Origin of the sequence: Mycobacterium sp. UNC410CL29Cvi84 (assembly GCF_000686745.1) — a bacterium.
Classification (GTDB): domain Bacteria; phylum Actinomycetota; class Actinomycetes; order Mycobacteriales; family Mycobacteriaceae; genus Mycobacterium; species Mycobacterium mucogenicum_B.
This window is the reverse complement of record NZ_JMLM01000031.1, coordinates 1-1,289: the sequence shown is the minus strand read 5'-3', so window position 1 is coordinate 1,289 and position 1,289 is coordinate 1. Positions and strand designations below refer to the sequence as shown.

Sequence of the window (1,289 nt, the reverse complement as noted above, 5' to 3'; positions counted from 1 at the left end):
TGTTATGTCTCAAGACATCGGTGACAGTTCTGCATCAGGACATCGGTGACAGTTCCGGTGGTCTTGGTGGTGACACTTCTGCCACCAGGCTCGGGCGGTGGCTGTCAATGAACCCATCGATCCTCGTGTCCGTCTGGCGATCGCGCAGTGGCCCGATGACGCGCCTCGTGGGGCGGTCTCGACGTTCTGCGTCGAGCATGGAATTTCTCGAAAGTCGTTCTACGCGTTACGTAAACGGGCCGTGACAGATGGTCAGGCTGCGGTGCTTGAACCGAGGACCCGGCGACCGAAGTCGAGTCCGTCGACACTTGGTGATGAGGTCAAGGAGCAGGCCATCGCGGTGCGTAAGGCTCTGGAATCCTCCGGTTTGGACTGCGGGCCGATCAGTGTGCACGACAAGATGCGCGCGATGGGCCTGGACCAGGTCCCCTCCACAGCAGCCCTGGCCCGCGTCTTCCGCCAAGCTGGAGTGGCCCGTAAGGAGCCGAAGAAGAAACCCCGCTCGGCGTGGCGACGGTTCGTCTATCCCGCCCCCAACGCCTGCTGGCAACTCGATGCCACCGAGTACGTCCTGGTCGGTGGACGTACGTGCGTGATCTTCCAGCTCATTGATGATCACTCCCGCTATGCCGTGGCCTCGCACGTTGCCCGGAGCGAGACCGCCGAAGCGGCGATCGCCGTCTTCGACAAGGCCGTGGCCGCTCACGGGGTACCCCAACGACTACTCACTGACAACGGGGCGGCGCTGAACCTTTCGCGCCGTGGATTGGTCGGCAAACTCGTCAAACACGTTGCGGCGCTGGGAACCGAAGCGATCACCGGCAAGCCCTACAAGCCGACCACCCAGGGCAAAAACGAACGATTCCACCAAACCCTGTTCCGCTACCTCGACCAACAGCCCCTCGCCGAGAGCCTCGCCGAACTACAAGCCCAGGTCGACAAATTCGACCACATCTACAACACCGAACGACCCCACCAAGGTCTCCCCGGCCGCGTCACCCCGCAGACCGCGTGGGAAGCGACCGCCAAGGCCGCCCCGCCCCGCCCGCAGCCCGACGCGCCGTTGCTCATCGCGGCCACAATCAAGCAGCTTCAGCCCGTACCAGCGCTACCGGCCAGCACCAGCATCCGCACGCTGACCACCGCCGGCACATTCATGCTCGCCGGGGTCATCTACAAAGTCGGGGGCCGATACGGCCTCCAAGAGGTCTTGGTCGCTACCGACGGCGACAAAATCATCGTCGCCGACCTCGACGGCGAGATCCTCATCGAGCACACCCGGGCCGCAC

1 protein-coding gene is annotated in these 1,289 nt (G+C 63.8%); it reads left to right on the top strand.

The genetic code is table 11. The features are described 5' to 3' along the window. Positions 1 to 97: 97 nt before the first annotated feature. On the top strand, positions 98 to 1,289 hold a 1,192-nt coding region (locus BR47_RS0126950), incomplete at its 3' end, for an integrase core domain-containing protein (RefSeq protein ID WP_036427896.1).